Source organism: Geodermatophilus chilensis (genome assembly GCF_002802985.1).
GTDB classification, from domain to species: domain Bacteria; phylum Actinomycetota; class Actinomycetes; order Mycobacteriales; family Geodermatophilaceae; genus Geodermatophilus; species Geodermatophilus chilensis.
On sequence record NZ_NVPT01000261.1, the window covers coordinates 1 to 4,184 of the forward strand.

4 protein-coding genes are annotated in these 4,184 nt (G+C 76.9%); all 4 read right to left on the reverse strand.

Going from position 1 to position 4,184, the window contains the following annotated elements; all coding sequences use genetic code 11:
• On the reverse strand, window positions 1-650 hold a 650-nt coding region (locus CNO22_RS25765; protein ID WP_198588612.1), incomplete at its 3' end, for a GTPase.
• Entirely contained in the window at window positions 647-2,344 is a 1,698-nt protein-coding gene (locus tag CNO22_RS25770) for a GTPase family protein (RefSeq protein WP_100502105.1), read from the reverse strand. The genes CNO22_RS25765 and CNO22_RS25770, both read right to left, overlap by 4 nt.
• A 625-nt stretch (window positions 2,345-2,969) precedes the next feature.
• On the reverse strand, window positions 2,970-3,602 hold the full coding sequence (locus CNO22_RS29865) for a flagellar brake protein (protein WP_100502107.1): 633 nt from the start codon (window positions 3,600-3,602) through the stop codon (window positions 2,970-2,972).
• Window positions 3,603-3,768: 166 nt separating this feature from the next.
• Window positions 3,769-3,894, reverse strand: a complete 126-nt coding sequence (locus CNO22_RS29870) for a hypothetical protein (RefSeq protein WP_269799644.1) — start codon at window positions 3,892-3,894, stop codon at window positions 3,769-3,771.
• Window positions 3,895-4,184 lie beyond the last annotated feature (290 nt).

The window sequence follows — 4,184 nt, forward strand, 5'->3', positions numbered from 1 at the left end:
GCGAGCAGCGGCGTGTCCGCCAGGCCCTCCCGGTCGAGCAGCGCGCGCAGGTCGGTCAGGCAGGCCCGCGCGGCCGCGGGGTCGAGCCGGTCGACCTGGTTGAGGACGACGAGCAGCACCCCCGCGTGCCCGGCCAGTGGCACCAGGTAGCGCTCGTGGACGGCGGCGTCGGCGTACTTCTCCGGGTCGAGCACCCAGACCAGCACGTCGACCAGCTGCACCAGACGGTCGACCTCCAGCCGGTGCTCGAGCCGCACGCTGTCGTGGTCGGGCAGGTCGAGCAGCACCAGGCCGTCGAGCGCCGGCTCGGGGGCGTGCCGGTGCCGGCGGGGCACCTGCAGCCAGTCGAGCAGCCGGTCCTGCGGCTCGCCCCAGACGGTCGCGTGCGCGACCCCGGTCGTCGGCCGCCGGACGCCCGGGGTGCTCACCTCGCTGCCCGACAGCGCGTTGAACAGCGTGGACTTGCCACTCCCGGTGGCGCCGGCCAGAGCGACGACGGTGGCGTCGCCGAGCGCCTCGCGGGCACCGGCCTTGGCCAGCAGCGCCCGGGCGTCGGCGAGCTCGGGCACCTCGAGGCGGCCGTCGCCGACCTCGACCGCCTCGCGCAGCGCCGCCAGCCGGTCGGCCAGCGACGGCGTCCGTCCCCTCATGCCCGGTCCCGGGTCGCGGTCAGCGCGGCCGCGGCGGCGCGCAGCTCGGCGGCGGCGTCCGGCCCCGGTCCGGCCCCGTCGACGAGCGCGTCGAAGCGGCCCTGCTCGTAGCGCAGCAGCGCGTCGGCGCGGGCCTGCAGGTCCTCCCGCGCGCGGGCGGCCAGCGAGCGGACGGCGGCGTCGCCGAACACCGCCTCCAGCAGCCGCTGCCCCAGCGCCGTCGTCCCGCCGGCCACCGCCACCTCCCCGCCGGTGAGCCCGCCGGTGTGGGCGAAGACGGCGACCATGACCGCGGCGCCGGCGCCGTTGACGCCCCAGGAGAGGACCCGGGCCTGGTTGCGCTTGCCCGCCCCCTCCTCACGGACCAGGTCCAGCACGTACCCCTGCCAGTCGCGCACCTGCGCGGCGGCGGCCTCGGGGAAGTCGGGCGACACGCGGTCGAGCGGCTCGTCGGCGGCCGCCAGCAGCGGCGGCCCGCCGGGCAGCGCCCGCCAGGCCGTGACGGTGCGCTCGGCGGCGCGGTCGGCCTCGGCGCGCAGCAGCGTCTCGACGCTGGACTCCAGCGCGCCCTGCAACTCCTCGGCGGGCGAGGAGTGGCCGGTGAGCGCGGCCGTCACCCGGTCGCGGAACCGGCCGATCGAGCTCTGCAGCGAGCGCATCCACTCACCGGTGCCGACGAACTCCTGCCAGCGGGCGAGCACCTCACCGCGCAGCAGGCTGCCGCTGCGCACGCCCTCGTCGATCTCCTCGTAGGCGGCGGTGTAGGCCGCGGCGGCCGCCTCCCGCAGCACGCGGGCGGCCTGCGCCTGCTGCTCGACCTCGACGGCGATGCCGGCCACCCGGTCCTCCAGGCTGGCCAGCGCGCCCGTGAGGGTCTGCCGGACGACCGCGGCGCGCTGCTCCTGGTCGGCGGCGAGGGCGTGCAGCCAGCCGCGCAGCGGGGCGACCTGGTCCTCGGGGAGGTACCCGTCGACCAGCGGCCGCTCCTCGACGACGAACAGCCGCACCCCGGCCAGCCCGGCCCGGTCCAGCATCCCGGCGAGGTCGGGGGCGATCTCGCCGGCGGCGCCCGGCGGCACCCGGTCCAGGACAACGGCCAGTGCGGTGCCGCGCTCCTGCGCCGTCCGCAGCACGTCCCAGGGGACGGCGTCGGCGTAGCGGGCCGCGGTGGTGACGAAGACCCACAGGTCGGCGGCGGCCAGCAGCTGCGCGGCCAGCTCGCGGTTGGACTCCACCACCGAGTCGACGTCCGGCGCGTCGAGCAGCGCCAGGCCGGGCGGGACGTCGTCCCGCGGCACCAGCTGCAGCGTGCCGGGGCCGCCGACGCCGCCGGTGACCCGGGCCAGGCCCGGCAGCACCCGGTCGCCCTCGAAGGCGGCCACGTCGGCACGGGAGCAGACCAGCACCGGCGCCCGGGTGGTCGGCCGCAGCACGCCGGCGGTGGTGACCGGTGCGCCGATGATGCTGTTGACCAGCGTGGACTTGCCGGCCCCGGTGGAACCGCCGACGACGGTGAGCAGCGGGGCGTCGAGGTCGCGCAGCCGGGGCAGCAGGTAGTCGTCGACCTGCTCGACCACCCCGCGGGCCGCGCGGCGGGCGGCCGCGCTGCCCGGCGTGGCCAGGCCGAGCGGGGCGGCCGCGACGGCGTTCCGCAGGGCTGTGAGGGCCTCGGGCAGGCGAGCGGGGACGGTCACGCTCCGGGACTATCCCGCTGGTCGGGCTTCTAGTCGGACTGTCCGCTCACGAACGCTCCTGGTCGGCGTCGGCGTTCCGGGCCCGCTCGGCGCGCGGCTCCTGGAACACCAGCCGCCGCAGCCGGTTCCGCGTCTGCTCGGACGGGTCCGCCAGCTCGAGGGGGACCCACCAGCGGGCGCCGCGCCCACCGTGTCGGTGCCGGCGACGTGCACCCGGATCGGCACCTGCACACCGGCGCGCACCGTCTAGCGGCGCCGGCTGGGCCCGGCCGGGCCGACCACCCGCATCTCCCAGCAGGCGTCGTCCCCCGGCAGCACGGCCACGACCGTGGCGGGCACGGCCGGGCCGACGCCGCGGACGCGCCAGGAGACCCCGATCCGGTCGCCGGCCGCGATGCCCCACGCCCGGGCGACCCCGGGCGCGTCCGGGCGGACGACGAGCGTCGAGCCGGCCGGCGCTGGGCCGTCGGCGGACTCGACCGACCCGGTCAGCGAGACCCCCGTCCTCAGGGGCGTCGGTCGGACGTGGGTGCCTGCGGTCGGCCGGTCGTCGCCGACGTCGCTCGTAGCAGGTACATCGACGGTCCCGGTCCAGGCGTGAGGGCCCGACGTCGACGGGTCCCCCTCAGATGCGGCGGGCGCGCTCCTCGCGCATCGCCTGGAACACCCGGCGGCGGACCCGGTCCTGGTCCTTCTCGGGCAGGTCGAGGAAGCGCAGGGAGACCCCCCAGCGGCTGCCCCGCGTGTGGTGCCACACGACCTCGGCGGGCGACGTGACGTCGCCGTCCTCCAGGTGCACGGTCAGCGGGACGACCGTGCCCGGCGCCGGCGGGTTGCCGAAGGGCTCCAGGACGGCGCGGATGCCGCGCTCGCTGAGGTCGACGACCTCGCCCTCCAGATCGACCGCGTTGAGCACCGCGGTGATCGGCACCGCGAGCCGGGCGCGGACCGCTTCGCGCCGCTGGACGGGCTCGGCGGGCCCGGAGACGGTCAGGTGCCAGCGGGGGGCGGCGCCGCGCTCGACGGTGGCCACCTGTGCGGGCAGCGCCCAGACGCCGGTGGCGTCGCGCCAGGACACCTGCACGCGGTCACCGACGCGGACGACCTCCTGGTCGGCGAAGTCGCCGACCGAGGGTCGCACCACGACCGTCCCGCCGGCGATGCGCTCCACGCGGGTGCTCACCGGGAACCGGTGGTCGTGCGGGGTCACCTCGGCCTCGTCGTCCACCGCCGGGCGGACAGCAGCGAGGTCGTCCATGGGGCTCCCCCGCTCCGATCCAGGGCATTGCGGCACGGTGCCGCGACGGAAACGGTAACCCGATCGGGTGCGCGCGCCCCGCTCCGGGGCACGTGTCCCCCCGGACGGCGGCCCCCCTGCAGGGTCCCGCCGCGAGCTCGCGAGTGGCGGGGGCAGGGGGCCTCTCTCAGGCCGAGTCGCGCACGGGGGCGTCCCCGTGCTGATGCCGCGCGCAGTGCGCGCAGCAGTAGAAGCGCCCGTCGACGACGACGCCGTGGCCGACGACCTTCACGCCGCAGTGCTCGTACTGCAACTGCCCAAGGTGTAGACCGAACGTGTCGCCGAGGCGACGTACCGTACGGGTGTGCGCTCTCCCTGGATTCGCCTGCCTCAGCCTCACGAGGTCTTCACGCCCGGCAGCACTCCGCTTGAACAGCACAACGTGTACGCCCGGCGGGAGGCGGCCGAAGCAAACCTCCGGCGGTTCCTGGAGCGCCGTCAGGTCCCGGTCGTCTACGGCGAGTACGGGGTCGGCAAGACCACGCTGGTGCAGCGGTACTTCCAGGAGGCCGACGCCGGTGACCGTCTGGTCTACGTGCCCAG